Here is a 19,966-nt window from a genome sequence, read left to right as displayed (position 1 = left end):
AATTAATTATTTTTTTTGATTTTTTATCTGTTGTTGTTGTTTCATCATTTCTTCCATTCTTTGTTGGAAATTTGATTTTTTCTTTGGATTCTTTTTATTGTATTCTATCTGGGTTCTGATAGCTGTTTCATCTATTAGAAATCTAGTCATTAACCATTGTTGTAGTAATGATAATGAGTTGAATAAGAAGAAATAATAACTCAATGCTGATGATGAACTATTGAAGAAAAACAATATCATGAATGGAAATATGTATTGCATGATTTTCATTTGTTTTTGCATTGCTTCTGCAAATTCACCTCCACCTTGTTGTTGTGGTTGGTTTTTCATAGTATATAATGTCATGGCAAATGAGGTAACAACACCTAAAATTGCGAACAAACTAAGATGATCTCCAAGCATTGGAATATTAAAAGGTAATTTTATAAATGCATCATATGTAGATAAGTCATTTGCCCATAGGAATTTTTCTTGTCTTAATTCTAGTGCTGATGGAAAAAAGCGATACATAGCAATTAGGAATGGCCATTGCAACAACATTGGTAGACAACCACCAAATGGACTTACGCCTGTTTGTTGATATAATTCCATTTGTTTTGCGCCAAAAGTCGCTTGGTCTTTGCCATATTTTTCTCTTAACTCATCTAATTCTGGCTTTAATACACGCATTTTTACCATAGATAATTGTGATTTATAGGTAAATGGTAAGGTTATTAATTTAATTATTATTGCTAAAATCAAAATTATAATGCCGTAGTTTGGAATAAAATTGTGCAAGAAATTAAAAATTGGAATAACTAAGAATTTATTTATCCATCCTAATACACTTCCACCAATTGGAATGATTTTTTGCATTCCATTTTTAAATTGTTTTAATTCTTTAAAGCTGTTTGGTCCTACGTAAATTTTTGTTTTTAGTTCGTAATTGTTATTTTTTCCAAAAGGAAATTTAAGGTTGGCATTCAGATATTTTATAATATTTGTTGTATCATTTCCTGTTGTTGTTTTTACTTGCGCATTTGCCAAGATATTTTGACTTTCAGTTATTATTGCTGTATTGAAGAATTTTTGAGAAAATGATATCCACTGAATTGGTGTTTCAATACTTTGGTCTTTGTCTTTGGTAAGTCCGATGTCATCTACATTTTTTTCATTATCACTGTAATAGACACCACTCATTATTCTTTCTTCCTTTAGGTTTCTTTCTTGCGAATGCAATACTTGATTCCATTTTAAACTTATTACTTCCGCATTTTGTGGAATTTCTTTTTCTAAACCATTTGCTTTTGCTGTAAAATCAAGAATATAACCTTCTGATGGAATTTTGTAAATGTGTTGATACTTATTGTCTGCATTAAATACTAATTCTAATGCCTGATTATTTGCAATTTTTGTTGATTTCTGATTGCTTGTAAAATATAATTCTGATGTTTCTATTGATTTTTTTGCAGAATTAATCAATAAAGAGAAATTAAAATCTTCTGGATTTTGGCTAAAAAGAATTAAAGGTTTTTGGAAATATGTTTTGTAATTTTTTAGCTCAACTTTTGTAAGAACTGCGCCTTTACTAGAAAAGGTAAAAATACAATCTTTATTTTCTATAACTATATTTTCCTGTGTGCCAGAAGCTGAGTTTGAAAACACGCCAAAATCAGCAGCAATTTGTGTATTATTTGCTGAAGTATCTACAATATTTGTGTTTGATATATTTACACTATCCTTAGTTGAAGTGCTATCTTTTACTATTTGTGTTTGTTGTGTTTTTTTCTTTTGTTCCTCAAACTTTTTCTGTTGATTGGTATTGTATATGCTCATTACCAACCAAATCAAAATAATTAAAACAATGCCTGTAACTGTATTTTTGTCCATCTTTGAATTTCAATAAGGGACAAAAATACTGAAATTTATGTTTAATTAAAATTAATTAAGTATGAATGCTTTAAATCTTATTTTTGATTGATAGCAACTTCTATTTGAGCAACATGGTGTTTGCCATGCCATGCATACAATGCCAATGCATGCAACAACGAAAATTCAACTTTATACTCAGGATGAACGTAGTAATTCTTAAAATCGCTATCGCTCATATTTTGCAAAAGCACTGACCATCTTTTGTGTAATCCTTTTAAAATTCTATATGATGATTTTAAGTCTGATGCAAAAATATCTGTAGTTTCTGCAAATAAGTTTTGGCTATATGGTTTAATTATTGGTGCCGTTTCTGTCAAAGCTAGTTTAAATCTAATAAAAGCATTCATGTGGCTATCTGCTGTATGATGAATTATTTGTTCTATTGTCCAGCCACCATCTCGGTATGAGGTGTTTTTATTTTTCTTGTCTACTTTCTTTAAAGCTACTTTCAATAGCTTAGGTAATTCCTCAATATCTTTTATATATTGTTTAATATTCTTCTTTGCTGTATTTTCATCAAAAGTAAATTTTCCAATTGGGAAAATATTTTTATCTATTGACTCAGTTGATTTTTTAGGTTTTGATGCTATTGCATCATCTTTTTTATTGTTAACTACTTTTGATGCAATTTTTTTTGGTGCTTGTTTTGTAACTTTTTTTACACTGCTTTTCTTTACTGTACTTACTTTTGCCATATGCTAAAATTTTTGAACACTTTTTTGTATCACATTATTTCCGCTTCTTATAATTAATCTATAATTACCAGATGCAATATTTTCAATATTTAGTGTTTCGTTATATAATCCTTTTGGTTGTAATCCTTTATTCTTTGCAAAGATAATATTTCCTAACATATCAATCAATTCAATTTTTACTTCTGATGTTTGGAAAATGTTATATTGTACATATACGTCTTGTACAAATGGATTTGGATAAATTCCTAAAATTGTTGCATTCAATGTATTATTTCTAATAGGTGTTGTTGATTCAATTCTTGGTGTTGTTGGTGCAAGATAGATATTAGGTATTGTTTTTATTGTAGCTTGTGTTGCTTTTTTTATCCATCTTGTATTATCTACGGTATAGTATCCTCTTTCATATCTTTGTCCAGCATCTAATTTATCAATTCTGTTCACAGAATAGAAATCACCTTGCGCTTGATTTTGCTTTAAGTCTAAAATTCCATATCCTTTTTTAAATAAATCTACATATTTAATATGTGGCAGAATAACAGAAACCAAAGGATACAAAGGTTCTAATGGTACAGGCGATGCTGAAGATGTAATGCTTGTCGTTACAAATTCTACACCAACTGAACCAGCTCCAGTATTTGCTTTATATGTTTCTTTTTTATATGGCAAATCCATTGCCCATGCTGTATGGATATCGCCAGTCAATACAATTACATTTTTTACATTATTATCTAAAATAATATCGTATAGTTTTTTTCTTTCTGTTGGATATCCATCCCATTGGTCATTATTTACTACGATACCCAATGGATCTAAGTTGCCCATCATTACTTGCTGTCCAAGTACTTTCCATTTGGCAGTTGAATTAATTAGTCCATTTTTCAACCATTCCATTTGTTCATCACCTAATAATTTTTTGGTAGTATCATTTCTATCTATTTCTTCGTAGCTTCTATCATATAATCGTGTGTCTAACATAAAAATATCTACCAGATTGCCATAATTATATTTTCTCCAAATTTTATTTGGATTTCCAGCTTCAGGCAGACGTATAGGCAACCACTCATCATATGCTCTTTGTCCATTGCTTTTTCTTACATACCAATTTCCTTCTGTGCTTGGTGTATGGTTTTGTGCACCATCTTTGTATGAATTATTTGCAGTTTCATGGTCGTCCCAAACTGTAATAAATGGAAAATTTTGATGTAAAGTTCTAAGTGCTGGATCTAATTTATATGTAGAATGTCTTAATCTATAATCTTCTAATGTCTTAATTTCTGTTGCTGGTAATTGGTCTTTTCTTGTTGTACCATATTCTGCACCACCATATTCGTATATGTAATCTCCAAGATGTAATACTGCATCAACATCATTGCGTTCCCAAATTCTATTATATGCATTAAAATATCCAGCTGGATAATTTGAACAAGAAACAAATGCAAATCTCATTTGGTCTACGCCACCAACTGGTGCTGTTTTTGTCCTGCCTCGCAATGAAAATTTATCATCATGTTCAAATTCATAAAAAGTACCATGTATTTGGTTCTAATTCTGATACATCTATTTTTACTGTATAATCTCTTGAACTATCTGTGCTAAAAGTTCCTTGCTGTACTACATTTGTCATATTTGTATCTAACGCAACTTTCCAAGTTCCAGATATTTGTCCTGGCAAATCAGTTGTAACTCTTGTCCAAATTATTACTGCGTTTGGTGTTGGATCACCAGATGCGACACCATGATAAAATGGTGCTAAACTTTCTTCGGCAGCAGAACGTTGAGAATATTCGCCTTGTGCGAATAAATTGCTAATACTTGCAATTATGATAAGTAATAGATATAGTTTATTATACATAGTAAAAATTATTTCACTAAGTTAATAAATATTAAAATTCTTATCCCTATTTTTAGTTAATTATTCACGGAAAAAACAGACAAATTCTATATTACAGTTTGTTTTTTCTTCTATTTGCTAAAAAGAAGATTAAAAAACCTAAAAGTATAAATGGAATACTTAGAACATTTCCTCTATTAAGTTCTATTCCACCAAGATTTATAATTTTTTCTCCATCTTTCCAGAACTCTATAAAAAATCTACCAATAAACATAACAAACAAGAATATTGCCATTACAGTTCCTTCTTTTGGTTTATAATTTTTGTTTATATAATAAGTCAATAAAATTATAAATAGAATAACATACAATATACCTTCAAATAATTGTACTGGAACTCTTGGTCCTGTATCTAACATTCCAGTAAGTTCATCTATGTGATTATGAAAGAACACGCCCCAACTTCCATTGGTGTATTCTCCTACTATTTCGTGGTTAAAGAAATTTCCAAAACGTACAAATGCTGCACCAAGTGATAATGGAATTGCTACTCTATCAATTATCCATAAGTAAGATTGATCTTGATGTTTTCTTTGTATAGAAATAATGCTATCGGAATAGCAATTGCTGCTCCATGACTTGCTAAGCCACCTTTCCAAATCATTGGAATTTCTGCCAAATTCTGACTGTAATAATCCCAATCATAAAAAATAACATGTCCTAGTCTTGCGCCAATAAGTACAGCAAAAAACATATACATTAATAGTTCATCTGCATTTTCTACGTTTTTATGTTCTTTTTTAAACATCCATGATAGAATAGAATAGCCTACAAAAAATGCTAAGCCGAACATTAAACTGTACCATCTTATTCCAAAATTATCAGTAATCATGAAAATTTCTGGTTGTGTATGCCAATGAAATACAAATAAGCTAAAGAAATTCATATAAAAGTTTGAACAAATGTATAAAACAAAATTATACTATCCATAAGATATGCAAAATAAATAACATTGAATTTATATTATAAAATTTATTTTTGTTGGTATAATATCTAAAAAATTGAAAATTACTAAGCCAAAATTTTCAGTGCTTGTAGCAGAAGAAAAGCACATCGTATATGTTGAAGAGATTTGTAAACTATATGAAGAGTCTGCAAAAAAGCGTGGTACAGGAATTGCAAAAAGAAAACCTGAATATTTAGAATTAAAAATAAAAGAACAAAAAGGTATAATTGCAATTACTGAAGATAACCAAGTAGCAGGCTTTTGCTATATTGAAACTTGGGAAGGGAAAAACTATGTTGCCAATTCTGGATTGATAGTAAAAGAAGAATTTAGAAATTTTGGATTAGCAAAAAGAATCAAAAGATTTGTATTTGAATATACAACGCGTAAATATCAAAACTCAAAGATATTTGGTATTACCACAAGTTTGGCTGTTATGAAGATGAATTCAGATTTAGGCTACAAACCGGTAACTTTTTCTGAGCTGACCAAAGATGATGCATTTTGGAGTGGTTGCCAAAGTTGTAAAAATTTTGATATACTTACAAGAACTGAACGCACCAATTGTTTGTGTACAGCCATGTTGTATAATCCTAAAGAATCAAAAAAGAAAGAATTTGTAAAAGCTATTACAACTGTTGATAAGAAGATTCCACAGAAATTAAAATCTACAAAATCTCAAAGAATAAAAGAAGTAAAAACAGCAGGAAAAAGCAAAGCAAATAAGAAAAAAACAAGTGCTATTTAAAAACTTGCATCGAATATAAAAAAAACAAAAATGAACAACAAAGTCGTATTAGCATACAGTGGTGGATTAGATACTTCGTATTGCGTAAAATATCTGAGAGAAGAATTAAAATTAGATGTGTATGCAATTACAGTAAATACTGGTGGATTTTCTGAATTGGAATTAAAAAACATTGAGCAAAGAGCAAAAGAACTTGGCGTAAAAGAATTTGTTGTTGCTGATGTATTAGAAGATTATTACAATAAATGTATTAAATATCTTTTATTTGGAAATATATTAAAAAACAATACATATCCACTTTCTGTTTCTGCTGAAAGAGTTTTCCAAGCAATGGCTGTAGCTGACTATGCAAAAAAAATTGACGCAGGACATATTGCACATGGAAGTACTGGCGCTGGAAACGACCAAGTGCGTTTTGATATGATATTTAATATTGTAATGCCTGAAGCCAAAATCATTACTCCTATACGTGATAATAAATTATCAAGAGAAGAAGAGATTGAATATTTGAAAAAATATGGTGTAGATATTGATGCTACAAAAGCTGCATATTCAATTAATCAAGGTGTTTGGGGAACAAGTGTTGGTGGAAAAGAGACATTGACATCAAGACATACTTTGCCTGAGCATGCGTATCCAAGTGCTTTAGAAAATAAGGAAAGTACAGAGATAGTAATAGAATATAAAAATGGAGAACCTATTGCATTAAATGGCGAAAGCTATCAACATCCAACAAAACTTATATTAGCTTTACAAAAATTAGCTACACCTTATGCAATTGGACGAGATATACATGTTGGCGATACAATTATTGGTATCAAAGGTAGAGTTGGTTTTGAGGCTGCTGCACCAATGATATTGATCAAAGCACATCATTTATTGGAAAAGCATACATTGACCAAGCAACAGTTATTTTGGAAAGACCAAATAGCACAAGTATATGGTAGCAACTTACACGAAGGTTTGTTCTACGAACCATTAATGCGTGATATTGAAGCTATGCTTACAAGTACACAAGGTTCTGTTAGTGGAAAAGTTTATGTAGAATTACTTCCTTATAGATTTAATTTAATTGGAATAGAATCTGAATATGATTTAATGAGTAGTAAGTTTGGCAGCTATGGCGAAATGAATAATTCTTGGAGTGGCGATGATGTAAAAGGATTTTCTAAAATCTACTCAAACCAAATGATGATTTGGAAAAAAGTAAATAACAAATAATCTTGTAAAATATTACTTCAACAAAGTAATATCATTTAAGTTATTAAAATCAAATACCGTATCTGCGATCTTTTCTGGAAGGAATTTTTCTGAGTAATACCTAGAAGCTTTGTGGTATCTACTATTATATAAGTTGATTGTATTTTCTCTTCCACCTAACAATACTTCGTCACGTACAATTGCTCTTTCAACAGCAATAATATAATCAACTTTTAAATATATTTTAAAATCCCAATAAGTTGAATAAATGTCTTTAAATAAATACGCACCATCTGTAATTATAACTGAGTCTTTGTCTAGAAATTTTTTATTAGGTACGACAGGTTCTTCAGCACTCATATCATATATTTCTTCAACAATATATGGTATTCCATGCTTAGTTGCTAGTAAAACATGTTCCTTAAAAGCTAATTCATCGTACGCATCTTCATAATATCCTAAAAAATTATCTCTGCCTTTTTGATATCTTATTTCTCTCGTATTATGAAAACCATCAATTGATACATGTTTTGATTTTAATCCTTTTTCTAATAAATAATTATTCAGGTTAGCTGCTAAAGTTGTTTTTCCACTGCCTTCAATTCCATTTATTGCAATACACAATACACCATGTTTTTCATTACGAATACTTAGTATTTTGTTATAAATAACATTCAACACTTCTGCATAATTCATCCTTTATATCAATTTATTTTTCAAAACTGTTGTTTCTGATAGTTGAATTTTTCCAGCTTTTACTAATCTAAATTCACGACGTTCTAATGCTTGTTCATACAATTCTTTTTCTCTATCTGTTTCAGGAAAAACTTCGTCAGTATGTGTTGGTCTACCAAAACTATCTAACGCAACAAAGGTAAAAAACGCTTCATGTGATTTTACTTCTTCATTGTTATGAATATTTTTTATAAAGACTTCGCAAATTACTTCCATAGATGTATTGAATGTGCGTGTAACAAATGATCGTAATGTAACTATATCGCCAACTTTTATTGGTAGCTTAAATGATACATCATCTAAAGATGCAGTAACTGCAATATTTCTAGAAAGTTTTATTGCGCTAATACCAGAACAGACATCCATCCAACTCAAAAGATTACCACCCATCAAGTTTCCCATTGGGTTTGTATGTCCAGGCATAATTAATTCTGTTTGTACATTAAGTGTTTCAGTCATTGCTCTATTTGCCATCTCAATATTTTTTATAAAAATAATAATATTTACTGATGCTCAAAATTATATCAGGATATTTATATTTGCAATGAAAAAGGCTGCGTAGTTCAATTGGATAGAATATCAGATTTCGGCTCTGAGGGTTGAGGGTTCGAATCCTTCCGCGGTCATTTTTTTATTGTAGAGTGTTTAATATTTCTATTTCTTCTTGAGTAAATTGTTGTGTATTTTTAAATCGCTTTGAATTTAATATTGAATCTAATACAACCTGACTTCTTTGACTTAACACTACACTAACTTCATTTCCATTGCTATCTTGCCTTATTAATGTATAATCAGATTGTTCGTTGCTCATTATAATCGTATTGTTGTTGTCTTCTTTCACACCTATTAATGCACGAATGGAAACAATAAATAAAAAAGTAAATATAAAAACGCCTGCAATGATATAATTGGTGTATTTATCAATAAACAATTCTTCCTTTTTAGGTCTTGTTGTATACCTATATTTTATTCTATTTTTTTCTCTTGGTGAATGTGGTCGTGAATTTGAATTGATTGCTACTAAATCTTGATAGTATTTTTTGAGTTTTTCATCATAGCTACGTCTTGAGTCAGCATTAATTAGTATATGATATGCATCATTAATATCTTGAAAAATCTCTTTGTTTTTCAAATCGTTATTAGAATCTGGATGATATATTTTTGCTAAGTCTCTGTATGCTTTCTTAATCTGCAATGCATTTGCAGTATATTCAATTTTTAGAATATGGTAATAGTTCTTCAATCTAACTAAAATAACGAAAAAATATATTTTTTATGCTATATTCTATAAAAAATTCAATATTATTAGTCGTCGCTATATTTCATTGCACATAGATTATTTATTTAAAATTCTATTCAATAGATACGATTCTTATATAATGTTTTTTTGAATTAAATTATTTGCAGTATTATTGATATTAGCACCTAAATTTAAAAAAAATCTATCTTTATATCTCTATAGTAGAAAGCAAATAATTCTGTTTCGAATGTTTAGAAATATAATAGACTTGATAAGAAAAAAAGAAGAGCTTAAAACAATCCAAAGAGATTTTTCACCTAGATATTTTATAAATGATGAACATCAACGTACATATAATGATTTAGGTTATGTTGTAATAAGAAATTGTATTCCTAATAGTATTATTCAATATGCAAATAAAACATATTACGATTTAATCAGTAAACAAAGTGGGTTTGTATTAAATGACAAATTCCAAAATAGTGGTAGATTTGATGATACAAATATAAGGAATTTAGTAATTGATGAAATAAACAAAATATCTTTAAAAATACTTGATGACATAGTAATAAAAGAAAATTGTGAACAAAAAACAGGAGGCGCATTTCAAATTAAACCTGCAAGTAGTACGAGTATTCTAAATCCACATCAAGATAGCCCAATTATTGATGAGACAAAATATTATGCAACTTATATATGGATACCACTTTGTGATACAAATGTAAAAAATGGAACCTTGTGTCTTACCGAAAAGTCATCTTTGGGGAAATTATCAGCGTTCTTTGAATGTGCCATGGCCATTTAAAAATTATGTTAAAACCTTATGGAAATATATGATACCAATTAATACCAATGTTGGTGATATTATCTGTTTTGATTCTGCATTAATTCATTCTTCAACACCTAATTTATCAGATAAGTTAAGATTGGCGTTTACAACATGTTTGCTGCCTAAAAACTATGAACTTGTAGAATATTTTTGGGACAATAATACACCAAAAGATATGGTTGAAATGTATTATATTGATAGTTACTATTATAAAAATTGTAATATTGAGAAAAGACCAGATAGTAGTTTATATAAAAAGATGGAACTACAGAAGAAAATATATCCTAGTAATATAAACAGATATTCATTAAAACGACTCATTGAAAGAAATAAACATTATTAAATCATTCCACACAATATTCTTATTGAAACTAATCTATGATATATTTTATTACTTTTAAAAAAATAATTTAGCTTTAATAAGCTAAGCAGAATTCAAGTTATAAATGGCAAATCTACTAAGAAAACTAAACAACAACAATTTTACTTATAGTATTAAGAAAAACATATACTATAATTTAAAATATTATAAAAATTTCAATAGCATAAATATAACTAAAAATAAAGAATATGATTCAATATCAAATAAATTAGTTATTGAATATAATTTCAACAGATATTTTGGACCACAAAAATATGTATGTTTTGCACCATTCAATAGCTTATTTTTTGACATTAGAGGCAAAATAGTTGTATGTAATAATAATAGAAAATTTGTTCTTGGTGATATTAGAAATACAACTATAAAAGAAGCGTGGAATTCTAATGAAAGAAAAAAATGATTTTCTAGACCAATTAGATGAGTTTATTCCACATATTGAATTTGCACAATTTTCAGGTGGAGAACCGTTTCTTATTGAACATTATTATAAGATATTAGAAAAAATATCTGTATTAAATCCTAATTGTGGAATTCATATACAAACAAATGGATTGGTATTAAATAATAGAGTAAAGAAAATTTTAGGGAAATGTAAATGTAATATTGGAATTTCTTTAGATGCTACAACCAAAGAAGTATATGAAAAAGTTAGAATTAATGGAAACTTTGATAGATTAAAAAACAATTTAGAATACTTCTATAATTATTGTAAAGAAAATAACACCCATTTTAGCTTAACATTCGCTCCAACAAATATAGCTTGTTATGAGATACCTGATGCTATTATTCTTGCAAACAAATACGAAACAAATATATTCTTAAATGTTGTTTGGGAACCCATAAATGTTGCAATTTGGAGCATGAGTACCACAGAGTTAGAATCATTATACGAATATTATCTAACAATTGAATTACCTCAAGGAACACCTATTCAACAAAAAAACAGTAGACAGTTTGAACATCTAAAGAATCATGTATTAGTATGGATAAAACAAGCAAAAGAAAGAGAACAATATAAAAAAAATCTAGAACAAAAAGAATTACAAGAATTACAAGAATTGCTATTAACTAATTTAATAGATTTCAATAAGCATAAGTTATATGATTGGCTAACAGACACAAAAATTGAAGATGCAAAAGCTCACTATATAGACAAATTAAATCAATTAAACAACCTAGATAAGCATTTACAAAAGAAACTAACAATAAATCTTCTTTCCTATCCTATTGAAAGTACCTATAGAGAAGTAAATAATTACCTACATTTATATATATATTAGATGTAATTATTATATTGTTTTATTCCATACATATTTAAAATATTTTTTATTTCTTCTATCATAATTTTATCTTTTGGCTTTTTCTGAACATTGCATCAAATTGCTCGTTGAGCTTGGTTTGACATAATCAATATTTTTTATATTCTTTTAATATCATGTTTAATAATAAGTTCATTAATAACTACGCTAGTATTTCTCAATAAATCTTCATATAAAATAATTTTCCATTGGTTAGAATTATCTATATTTTTTAATAATTCCACATGTTGAATTACCCACCAATGTGTTAACATTGATACCTTAAATTTATAGTACTTAATTGATTATCATATTTCAGAAACACATCATTATATCTTGGCTTATTAAGTTCAAAAATATTATACTTTACCCATGTGATTATATCCTATATGATTTAATTGAGACAATACCACATCAAACGGGTTGCGAATAATTACAATTGGTTGTATATCAAAATTCTTACACAACCAAGGCAATAAAAGATTTATATTACATAATTTAATTAAGTTAGTATCTTTATTAAAAGGATTACTTAATAATAATGGATGGCTGTCTTTTGAAATTTCCTGTACAATATTACCATGAATCAACTTATCAAAATATTCATAAGCTTCGTCCCAGATACAATCTACAGGAATATATGGAATAATACCTAATTCTTTTGTGAATTTTTCAGATGTTGTATTTAATAAATTTTCATATTTTGTAGCTTCCCATACAATTTGCATATTAGGTGTATGTAACATCTCCATCAACCAAGTTGTTCCACTTCTTGTTGCACCAGAAATAAAAATATTTTTATTAATATTATTTTCTTTAGTATAAAAATATTTATAAAGATATGAATAGTACATTATCTTTAATGAATACATAAACTTTTGTATATTTATTGGTTAAAACAATGAAAATAACAAATTTTTATTATAATTTGTGATAGATATTTTCAAAAAAAAAACATGGTGATTTTCAATGACATAAAGCAGGAAGAGTATTTTGTTGATAATGGATATATTAAAAGTAATTTTATTTCATCAAACGAAGTAAAAGAAATAATAGACTATTATGAACAATATCAATTAATGGGTGGTGATATCATGCCATTTGCTAAATCATTAGGATATTATATTAGTGTTTTTGATAGTAATTTAGATAGAAGAAAATATATTGATTCTAAATTAAAGGATGTTTTTCAAAAAAAAATTGAAAAAATAATGCCTAACTACACGATACTTTATTGCAACTTCATGACTAAAGATCCAAATGGAACTGAGATTGAAGTACACCAAGATTTTTCTTTTGTAGATGAAAAGAAGTACACAGCTTTTAATTTTTGGTTGCCATTGCAATATACTGATGCACAAAATGGTGGATTTCATTTAATTGAAGGTTCACATAAATTATTTAATTCATATAGAAGTGCTACAATACCACATAATTTAACACATTATAATTCTGAATTTAAAAAATACATGAAAGAAATTCCAGTTAATGCTGGCGATGGATTAATATTTGACCATAAATTATTTCATTATTCTACACCAAATCAAACTAATAATGTTCGCATTGCTATACAAATGGTACTTATACCAAAAGATGCAACTCCAGTTACTTATTATTATCGTCCAGAAGAAGATAAAAATAACTTAGAAGTCTATGAAATTACTTCTGAATATTTACTTACTGACAATTTATGGTCTGACCCAAAAAATAAATTAAAGTTTATTGGCAAAACACCTTATGAAAAAATTCCAGATGCAAAAAGTATTTTAAAGAAACTAAATAAAAACAAATCAAATAATATATTAGAAAAAATAAATAATTTTTTAAAAATGTATAAAATATTTAATGAAGAGAATTTGCAAGCATCATTTGAAAATGATGGTTTTGTAAGATTACCGCAGCTACTAACACAACAAGAAATAGAAGAAATAAAACAATTCTACTTTAAATATACAAATGGAAATGTAGAAAACTCTGTGTATGGAATGTATGTAAGTTTAGATGAAAAAGATACGACAAAAAAGATTGATACCATGAAAATGATTCAAGAGTACTTAAAACCTAAACTAAACAAATATCTTCATGATATTAAATCACATTTAGGTTCATTTCTTGTAAAAGTACCTAACAAATACTCTTATACATATCCTCATCAAGATTGGCTATTTATTGATAATGAACAAGAAGATATGTTTTCTGCTACAATTTGGGTTTCACTCGAAGATATTGATGTGCAAACAGGTTCCTTGGGTTTTATAAAAGGAAGTCATAAATTTTTAAATAATATTGTTGGCTCTCCATCACCAGAAATATATACAGCTACAATGGGACATGAGTCATTACTATTATCCTATCTTACATTTCCTGAAGTAAAAGCAGGTGATGCATTAATTTTCAATAATAAGACAGTACATGCAGCATTTCCGAATACTACAGAAAAACAAAGAATTGCAATTGGCATAGGCATTACACCAGAACCAGCAGTTCTGCATCACTATTTTCTAAATCCAGAAAATAATAAAAAATTGTATAAACTAACTGTAGATGAAGAATTCTTTTATACATATAGTAATGATACACTTCGCAATACTTATCATAATAAAAACTACCACAATACACCAAAGTTGTAAAAGAATTAGACTATAATCCAACATTATTTACTAAAGATGAATTAATAAATCAAATGTTGTTACATAATAATCAAGCAAATAATATTCCAGTTGCAAATTTATTTGGAGATATTTCATTTTATACCAAATTAAAATTTGGATTAAAGATGCTCTTAAACAAACTAAGTTAATATATGAGAATCAATAAGAATATTTTTCTTGAAAAAAAAATAAATAACGATTTAATAGACAATGGCTATTCAATAGTAGATGTATTATCAAGTAATGATATAAAATATCTTTTAGAACTTTATAAAGAAACTAGAACTAAAGATAATAATATCAATAATCATTTATATGTTAGTAGTAGAGAATGTGACTTTAATACTAGTATACAAATTAGTAATAAAATAAGAGAGTTAATACAGCCATATTTCCAAACAATAGCAATAGATTTTGATTTGTATGGTGGTGCTTTTCTGAGCAAGCCCAAATTAATAGAAAATGAATTTTCTTTACATCAAGATTTTACTTTAGTAGAAAAAGAAAAAGATAAGATGTATGCAATTTGGATAGCACTTCAAGATACCACAATTAATAATGGTTGCATGTATATTGTAAAAAACAGCCACAAACTATTTGATAATTACGTTTCTGCTTCTTATAATAATCATAAAATACATAGGAATAAAATATCTAATAAATATATAATTGACATAGAATTAAAAGCAGGGCAAGGTATGATATTTTGTGATAATATTTTTCATGGTTCATATCCAAATGTATCTTCTGAAGATCGCATTGCAATTACTACAAGAATTGCAAATAAAGGAGCACAGTTTGTATTTTACGATATAGCTGATAAAAATACTTGTATACAATATAATATAGAACCACATGATTTAATTCAGTATTTTGATGATTTTCAAAAAGGCAATCTACCAAAACATCTAACGGAAAGCAGAAGATTCCATTATATACATAGACCAATTACGAGTAAATACCTTCAAATTGCACTTAAGTATAATAGTAAGAATGGTAAAAATTCTACATTACAGAAATTATATTACAACGCACAATTATATTGTGATAAAATCCTTAATTCTATCTAAAATTCTATTTCTTAGTATTTTTAATACTTCAAATAATTTTAAGAATATAATAAACTCTCATTTACTCTTCTACTTTTGTAGAATAAATTCAATTACACTATTAATTCAAAATCATCTAATGATTGATTTATATTTTATAAAGTTTTTTACTAATATTATTTTATTAAAGTATTATTACTGCTTGATCTATGATAATTCGCATAAAATACTGCATCTTCTTGAGTAAAAAGTACAAACCAATTTATGTATTGTCACTTTTAGAAGTATTTATATCAAAATACATAATTTTTTGAATCTTTTATTATATTATTTTGGTAGAAATTCTTAAATTCATTAACTTGGCTCTCACTAAAAACAGCAACTTTGACAAAGCCATTTCTATCAAATTCATTTTGTAATTCTATGTCTCTAAAAATTGGAGAAATTGCCATAATACATAATAATTATGTGGTTTTTTAATAAAAGTAAAAATAAGCAAAAAAATTCATCTCTACATGCCAAAGATGTAGGTAATTTTTATGATAAAAATCATGAATCCTTTATCCAAGTCTATGGTGAAGTTATTCAAGCATTTAGAACTAATAATTTAGATAATATTTTAAACTATCAAATAGATCAAATTGTGCTGAAACCTGAACACAAAATTTTAGATGCTGGCTGTGGTGTTTGTGGTCCTGCTCGTTATTTTGCAAAAAATGTAGGTTGCCATATTGATGCTGTTTCTATTTCTGCTACGCAAGTCAATACATCATTGCAGCATATTCAGAATGAGCAATTATCAGATAAGATAAATGTGCATTTACAAGATTACCATGAAGTGGATAAAATTTTCCCGAAGGAAAATTTTGATAAAGCATATTTCTTAGAATCTTTTGGACATTCTCCAGATAAAGAAAAATTACTGAAAGCAATTTGGAAAGTTCTAAAACCTGGTGGCGAAGTATATATCAAAGATTTATTTAGACGTATATCTAAAAATTGGCTGGTGCAACGCAAAATAGATAGCGAAATTCAGAAAATAAATAAAGCATATTATTACGAAGTTGCAGATTTGAATGATTTTGTAGATATGGTTAGAAAAATTGGGTATGTTATTGTATTTGTAAAAACAATTGATATTCCATTAGAAGATTTTGAAAACTTATCTATATCTAATGAATTTCAGGAATTGACTGGTATTGCAAAAATAGATAATTGGGAAAAATATATTTTTCCTATTGATTTTTTTGAAGTAAAATTGTACAAACCAGAATATGATATAGAAAAAGGAAAAAGTAGATATTTTCTTCAAAATATCTACCAAATACAGATGAATCATATTGATAAAGAAAATCTTTAAGTAGCTAAAATTAATATGTTTGCAAGCATCTATGACAGAATTTACGACAAAGTAATTTATAAATTCAGCTTAATTTTTACTGCAATATATTTTGTGATTTACCATGGAAATTTGTTTGAATACAAAGTGTATTTTTATATTCTCATTGCATTTGCTACATCATTAGGCATTGCTGGAATTGGTTATATGCTTAATGATTACATTGATTTGAAAGATGACATAAAAAACAACAAGAAAAAATATTTTCATTAATAAATCAAAAGTTGAAATATCAATATTGGTTTTTATTTTTCTGACATTTGCCATAAATCCTTGGTTTTTATTTCCAGTTACTACAACTACCATTGTACTCATTGCATTGGAACTAATCTTATTATTCATATATGCATTTCCTCCATTTAGATTTAAAGAAAACGCAATTTTAGGTATATTGTGTGATAGTTTGTATGCACAAGTTATTCCTTGTATTTTAGCAATGTACACTTTCTACAAAATTGGCGAAGCTTTTACGTATAAAATCGAATTGATTGTTGTGTACACACTTTGGTTATTAATGCTTGGCATTAGAAATATTTTATTACACCAAATTGAAGATTATAAGAATGATGTAAATACACAGACAAATACATTTGCAACTAAATATGGACTTTCATTTACAAAGAAAACCATACAATACATTATTGCTTTTGAAATAATATATTTCTTTCTTATTTTATATTTTCTACCTGAATTTGGCAATATCATTCTAGTAATTTATGCAATATATCTATTTGCATTATATTCATTACACAGAAAAATAAACTTTTATTTCATTAATGAAAGAGTCTTAAATGAGTTTTACGAAATACATTTTCCTTTTATATTATTGATACTTTACACCATTCAACAACCAAAATTCATATATTTATTACTATGTAATATTATAATATTATTGCCTATCTACTGGAGATTTGCAAAAGGATTTTTGGTAAAATATTTTTAATTACAATTTGCTTTTAATAAAAGAAGACATTACATCTAATGCACATTCTAAATTCTTAGGTGTATTATTATTGAATACTAAATCACAAGATTTTTTGTATGGTAGAATATATTTTTCAAAAGATGGATAAACATGTTTTTCATATCTATACAGCACATCATCGAGTGGATAGTTGCGTTCTTCTTTGTCTCTAATGATTCTTCTAATTAATTTAAGATGCGTATTTACATCTACAAATATTTTCAAATCCATTAGGTTGGCAATTTCCTTAAAATGATAGACAAACAATCCTTCTATGATAATAACTTTTGCTGGCTTATAAACTATATTTTTCACTTCTGCCAAAGCATTATTAAAAGTATATTCTGGTAATTCTACTTCTTCATTATTGATTAGTTTTTTTACATCTTTAATAAAATCTTGTTCTCTAAAAGATGTTGGTAAATCGAAGTTTTTCTGATTATTCTCGTCAGTTTCTTGCTCATCACGTTTTTTGTAGTAGTTATCTTGGCTGAGTAGACAAACTTCATGTTCTTCAAAAATATTTCTTAGTTTTTTTACAAATGTTGTTTTTCCACTTCCGCTGCCTCCAGCAATTCCAATTACAAATGGCTTATTCATGTTAGTAATATTACGACCTAAAATTAAAATACAAAAATTATCTTTTGTATTTTTGCAAAAAAATTATCTACATGCAATTGTTAGATGGAAAAAAATAGCAAGAGAAATAAAAAACGAACTTAAAGAAGTTGTTGATTCATTGATATTGAAAGGCGAAAGAGTTCCACACTTGGCTGCTATTTTAGTTGGCGATAATACAGCGAGCAAAGCATACATCAATAGTAAGATAAAATCATGCAAAGAAGTTGGATACCAATCTACATTAATAGAACTTCCAGAATCAATTTCAGAAGAAGAGCTTTTGGCATATGTGCATACACTAAACAATGATGACAATATTGATGGATTTATTGTTCAGTTGCCTTTGCCTAAACACATTAATGAAGACAATATCTTACTCAATATTTCTCCAAACAAAGATGTAGATGGTTTTCATCCAATAAATTTAGGAAAAATGATGTTGAATTTGCCTGCATTTATTAGTGCAACACCAAAAGGTATAGTTGAAATAATTAAAAGATATAATATTCCTACACATGGAAAACATTGTGTTGTTGTTGGTAGAAGTAATATTGTTGGCATGCCTATCAGTATTTTGATGAGCAAAAAATCTGAGTTTGGAAACTGTACAGTAACCTTATGCCACAGTGGAACAGTAGATTTAAAACAGTACACTTTGCAAGCCGATATTTTGATTGCGGCAACAGGAAAAGCAAAATTGATAACAGCAGATATGGTGAAAGATGGTGTAGTTGTAATAGATGTAGGCATCAATAGAATTGAAGATGCTGATGATGTACGTGGCTATCATCTGGAAGGCGATGTAGATTTTGATGCTGTTGCACAGAAATGTAGTTACATTACGCCAGTTCCTGGTGGTGTTGGCTTGATGACAGTAGCATCGCTATTACAAAATACATTAGTAGCATATAAAAATTCTAAATAGCATACATTTTTTATTACCAACATAATTTTAATTTAATTGTGTTAGTAATAAATAGTTACTCTTCTACACGCAACTTCCTTGAATCTTAATAATCTTAAAATTTGTACTACTTTTATTTCCTTTTATTGCTGTTAAGGAAACTGTATATCTAATACTCCATGAAGCACAGCCACTAACTCTATATGTAAATATTTTATTTGCTTTGCTTGTTGTTGTATCATTAGTACCATTTAAACTAGAAGACCATACATACTTATCAGCATTCACTGAAGTATTGGTACAAATTAATGAATTAGCAACTGCAGATATTCTTGATGGTAATTCAGAACCTACATAAATTGAGTCTGTATTAATTGTAAAACTTGCAACTGGTGTTGGCGTTTCTTCATCTTTGTTACAAGAAATTGTTGCTGCAAATATTGCAACAAGTAAAATTGTTATTAATTTTTTCATTGTTTATAATTTAATAAGTTAATAGATATA

At 27.7% G+C, this 19,966-nt stretch carries 23 protein-coding genes, 1 tRNA gene and 1 pseudogene; 13 read left to right on the top strand and 12 right to left on the bottom strand.

Annotated elements, in window-relative coordinates:
* Window positions 1-6: 6 nt before the first annotated feature.
* The 5 genes and pseudogenes from yidC to lgt all read right to left on the bottom strand — a co-directional run bounded on the left by yidC (window position 7) and on the right by lgt (window position 5,382).
* Window positions 7-1,869, bottom strand: a complete 1,863-nt coding sequence (yidC, locus tag IPK18_13580; GenBank protein ID QQR97838.1) for a membrane protein insertase YidC — start codon at window positions 1,867-1,869, stop codon at window positions 7-9.
* A 77-nt stretch (window positions 1,870-1,946) separates the two neighbouring features.
* Window positions 1,947-2,468, bottom strand: coding sequence for a putative metal-dependent hydrolase (locus IPK18_13575; protein QQR99360.1), 522 nt, complete (start codon window positions 2,466-2,468; stop codon window positions 1,947-1,949).
* A 141-nt stretch (window positions 2,469-2,609) separates the two neighbouring features.
* Window positions 2,610-4,097 carry an alkaline phosphatase D family protein gene (locus IPK18_13570; protein ID QQR97837.1) on the bottom strand — a complete coding sequence of 496 codons (1,488 nt, stop codon included), beginning with the start codon at window positions 4,095-4,097 and terminating at the stop codon, window positions 2,610-2,612.
* Window positions 4,098-4,122: 25 nt separating this feature from the next.
* Window positions 4,123-4,458, bottom strand: coding sequence for a PhoD-like phosphatase N-terminal domain-containing protein (locus IPK18_13565; protein ID QQR97836.1), 336 nt, complete (start codon window positions 4,456-4,458; stop codon window positions 4,123-4,125).
* A 91-nt stretch (window positions 4,459-4,549) separates the two neighbouring features.
* Window positions 4,550-5,382: pseudogene (gene lgt / locus IPK18_13560) on the bottom strand (prolipoprotein diacylglyceryl transferase).
* Between the two features lie 121 nt (window positions 5,383-5,503).
* Here lgt and IPK18_13555 point away from each other — a divergent pair.
* Complete coding sequence (locus IPK18_13555) at window positions 5,504-6,190, top strand: GNAT family N-acetyltransferase (GenBank protein QQR99359.1); 687 nt, start codon at window positions 5,504-5,506, stop codon at window positions 6,188-6,190.
* Between the two features lie 30 nt (window positions 6,191-6,220).
* Window positions 6,221-7,411 (top strand): argininosuccinate synthase, encoded by a 1,191-nt coding sequence (argG, locus tag IPK18_13550; protein ID QQR97835.1) that lies wholly within the window; start codon window positions 6,221-6,223, stop codon window positions 7,409-7,411.
* Window positions 7,412-7,423: 12 nt separating this feature from the next.
* Here the strand turns inward: argG and IPK18_13545 are convergent, their stop codons facing one another.
* Window positions 7,424-8,086: a hypothetical protein gene (locus IPK18_13545; GenBank protein ID QQR97834.1), complete on the bottom strand. Its 663-nt coding sequence runs from the start codon at window positions 8,084-8,086 to the stop codon at window positions 7,424-7,426.
* A 3-nt stretch (window positions 8,087-8,089) separates the two neighbouring features.
* A complete protein-coding gene (locus IPK18_13540; GenBank protein QQR97833.1) occupies window positions 8,090-8,599 on the bottom strand; it encodes an acyl-CoA thioesterase in 510 nt (169 codons plus the stop codon).
* Between the two features lie 78 nt (window positions 8,600-8,677).
* Here IPK18_13540 and IPK18_13535 point away from each other — a divergent pair.
* A tRNA-Arg gene (locus tag IPK18_13535) sits at window positions 8,678-8,751 on the top strand.
* Between the two features lie 5 nt (window positions 8,752-8,756).
* On the opposite strand, the gene IPK18_13530 is transcribed toward IPK18_13535, so the two are convergent.
* Window positions 8,757-9,368: a DnaJ domain-containing protein gene (locus IPK18_13530; protein QQR97832.1), complete on the bottom strand. Its 612-nt coding sequence runs from the start codon at window positions 9,366-9,368 to the stop codon at window positions 8,757-8,759.
* Window positions 9,369-9,612: 244 nt separating this feature from the next.
* Between IPK18_13530 and IPK18_13525 the strand changes: the two genes are divergently transcribed.
* The 4 genes from IPK18_13525 (at window position 9,613) to IPK18_13510 (ending at window position 11,856) form a co-directional block, all read left to right on the top strand.
* Window positions 9,613-10,170, top strand: coding sequence for a phytanoyl-CoA dioxygenase family protein (locus IPK18_13525; protein QQR97831.1), 558 nt, complete (start codon window positions 9,613-9,615; stop codon window positions 10,168-10,170).
* Window positions 10,094-10,537, top strand: a complete 444-nt coding sequence (locus IPK18_13520; protein QQR97830.1) for a phytanoyl-CoA dioxygenase family protein — start codon at window positions 10,094-10,096, stop codon at window positions 10,535-10,537. Before IPK18_13525 ends, IPK18_13520 begins: the two co-directional genes overlap by 77 nt.
* A 103-nt stretch (window positions 10,538-10,640) precedes the next feature.
* Window positions 10,641-10,976 carry an SPASM domain-containing protein gene (locus IPK18_13515; protein ID QQR97829.1) on the top strand — a complete coding sequence of 112 codons (336 nt, stop codon included), beginning with the start codon at window positions 10,641-10,643 and terminating at the stop codon, window positions 10,974-10,976.
* Window positions 10,960-11,856, top strand: a complete 897-nt coding sequence (locus IPK18_13510) for a radical SAM protein (protein ID QQR97828.1) — start codon at window positions 10,960-10,962, stop codon at window positions 11,854-11,856. The genes IPK18_13515 and IPK18_13510 overlap by 17 nt, the downstream gene beginning before the upstream one ends.
* Before the next feature lie 137 nt (window positions 11,857-11,993).
* Here IPK18_13510 and IPK18_13505 read toward each other — a convergent pair whose 3' ends face one another.
* Together IPK18_13505 and IPK18_13500 are read right to left on the bottom strand one after the other, a co-directional pair.
* Window positions 11,994-12,149: a hypothetical protein gene (locus IPK18_13505; GenBank protein QQR97827.1), complete on the bottom strand. Its 156-nt coding sequence runs from the start codon at window positions 12,147-12,149 to the stop codon at window positions 11,994-11,996.
* 84 nt (window positions 12,150-12,233) lie between these two features.
* Entirely contained in the window at window positions 12,234-12,746 is a 513-nt protein-coding gene (locus IPK18_13500; GenBank protein QQR97826.1) for a sulfotransferase domain-containing protein, read from the bottom strand.
* A gap of 84 nt (window positions 12,747-12,830) precedes the next feature.
* Between IPK18_13500 and IPK18_13495 the strand changes: the two genes are divergently transcribed.
* The 5 genes from IPK18_13495 (at window position 12,831) to IPK18_13475 (ending at window position 17,916) form a co-directional block, all read left to right on the top strand.
* The gene (locus IPK18_13495; GenBank protein QQR97825.1) at window positions 12,831-14,504 is read left to right on the top strand and encodes a phytanoyl-CoA dioxygenase family protein; all 1,674 of its coding nucleotides are present in this window, start codon (window positions 12,831-12,833) and stop codon (window positions 14,502-14,504) included.
* A 173-nt stretch (window positions 14,505-14,677) separates the two neighbouring features.
* Entirely contained in the window at window positions 14,678-15,595 is a 918-nt protein-coding gene (locus IPK18_13490; protein QQR97824.1) for a phytanoyl-CoA dioxygenase family protein, read from the top strand.
* A gap of 445 nt (window positions 15,596-16,040) precedes the next feature.
* On the top strand, window positions 16,041-16,934 hold the full coding sequence (locus tag IPK18_13485; protein ID QQR97823.1) for a methyltransferase domain-containing protein: 894 nt from the start codon (window positions 16,041-16,043) through the stop codon (window positions 16,932-16,934).
* 15 nt (window positions 16,935-16,949) lie between these two features.
* A complete protein-coding gene (locus tag IPK18_13480; protein ID QQR97822.1) occupies window positions 16,950-17,186 on the top strand; it encodes a hypothetical protein in 237 nt (78 codons plus the stop codon).
* Between the two features lie 25 nt (window positions 17,187-17,211).
* On the top strand, window positions 17,212-17,916 hold the full coding sequence (locus IPK18_13475) for a hypothetical protein (GenBank protein ID QQR97821.1): 705 nt from the start codon (window positions 17,212-17,214) through the stop codon (window positions 17,914-17,916).
* On the opposite strand, the gene udk is transcribed toward IPK18_13475, so the two are convergent.
* The gene (gene udk, locus IPK18_13470) at window positions 17,917-18,537 is read right to left on the bottom strand and encodes a uridine kinase (GenBank protein QQR97820.1); all 621 of its coding nucleotides are present in this window, start codon (window positions 18,535-18,537) and stop codon (window positions 17,917-17,919) included.
* Between udk and IPK18_13465 the strand changes: the two genes are divergently transcribed.
* The gene (locus IPK18_13465) at window positions 18,536-19,483 is read left to right on the top strand and encodes a bifunctional 5,10-methylenetetrahydrofolate dehydrogenase/5,10-methenyltetrahydrofolate cyclohydrolase (protein ID QQR97819.1); all 948 of its coding nucleotides are present in this window, start codon (window positions 18,536-18,538) and stop codon (window positions 19,481-19,483) included. The genes udk and IPK18_13465 overlap by 2 nt on opposite strands.
* Before the next feature lie 63 nt (window positions 19,484-19,546).
* On the opposite strand, the gene IPK18_13460 is transcribed toward IPK18_13465, so the two are convergent.
* A complete protein-coding gene (locus IPK18_13460) occupies window positions 19,547-19,936 on the bottom strand; it encodes a hypothetical protein (protein QQR97818.1) in 390 nt (129 codons plus the stop codon).
* Window positions 19,937-19,966: the final 30 nt, after the last annotated feature.

The sequence above is a fragment of the Sphingobacteriales bacterium genome (genome assembly GCA_016699615.1).
In the GTDB taxonomy this organism is placed as follows: domain Bacteria; phylum Bacteroidota; class Bacteroidia; order Chitinophagales; family JADIYW01; genus JADJSS01.
The sequence above is the reverse complement of the archived record's forward strand: the minus strand, read 5'-3'. Positions and strand labels throughout refer to the sequence as shown.